The following is an 858-nucleotide window of genomic DNA, read 5'->3' as shown; positions in this document are numbered from 1 at the left end:
GTTCTTATCCGCATACACTCAGCACTCGCGTAGGCAACCTTACGCTTCAGGTTCCCCGTTTTAGGGATGGAGCATTTTCAACCGAGTTATTTGCACGTTACCAACGTAGTGAGCAGGCATTTGTTATCTCCCTTATGGAGATGGTGGTTAACGGCATATCTACGCGCAAAGTAACGAAGGTGACAGAAGAATTGTGCGGGACCGAGTTCTCCAAATCAACGGTAAGCGAGCTGTGCAAGCAACTGGATCCCGTCATCACAGCTTGGAGCAGTCGTCCGTTACACGATAATGAGTATCCGTTTCTTATCGTTGACGCCCTGTACGTGAAGGTTCGCGAAGATGGTCGTGTGCGCTCCCGCGGAGTTATGATCGCAACGGGCATTAACCAAGACGGCTACCGTGAACTATTGGGGCTTCGCGTAGATGATACAGAGTCTGAAGCGAGCTGGAGTGCGTTCTTTGCCGAATTGAAGCAACGTGGTCTCCGCGGTGTTGATCTGGTAACCAGCGATCACCATGGGGGACTGGTAAACGCAATTCGTCAGCATTTTCAGGGCGTCACCTGGCAACGATGCCAGACTCACTTTATGCGCAACATTCTGGATGCCGCTCCTAAAGCATTACGTGATGAGGTGAAAGCACACGTCCGGGCCATATTCGAAGCGGCTGAGCCTGCGACTGCGCGTTCGCTTCTGGAGCGGACGCTAGGTACCTTTCAGGACACAGCCTCAAAGGCCATGAAAGTGCTTGAGGAAGGCTTTGAAGACGCGACAGCGGTATTGGCGCTGCCCGCTGTTTGCCGAAAGCGCACAAGAACGACCAACGCCGTTGAGCGGTTGAATGCCGAGCTTCGTCGTA

The 858-nt window shown here is 53.0% G+C and carries 1 protein-coding gene; it reads left to right on the top strand.

Annotated elements, in window-relative coordinates; all coding sequences use genetic code 11:
* A partial coding sequence (locus tag GE107_RS26270) for an IS256 family transposase (RefSeq protein WP_219644652.1) occupies positions 1 to 858 on the top strand: 858 nt, incomplete at both ends.

Origin of the sequence: Cohnella sp. CFH 77786, from assembly GCF_019400745.1 — a bacterium.
Classification (GTDB): Bacteria; Bacillota; Bacilli; order Paenibacillales; family Paenibacillaceae; genus Cohnella.
The sequence above is the reverse complement of the archived record's forward strand: the minus strand, read 5'-3'. Positions and strand labels throughout refer to the sequence as shown.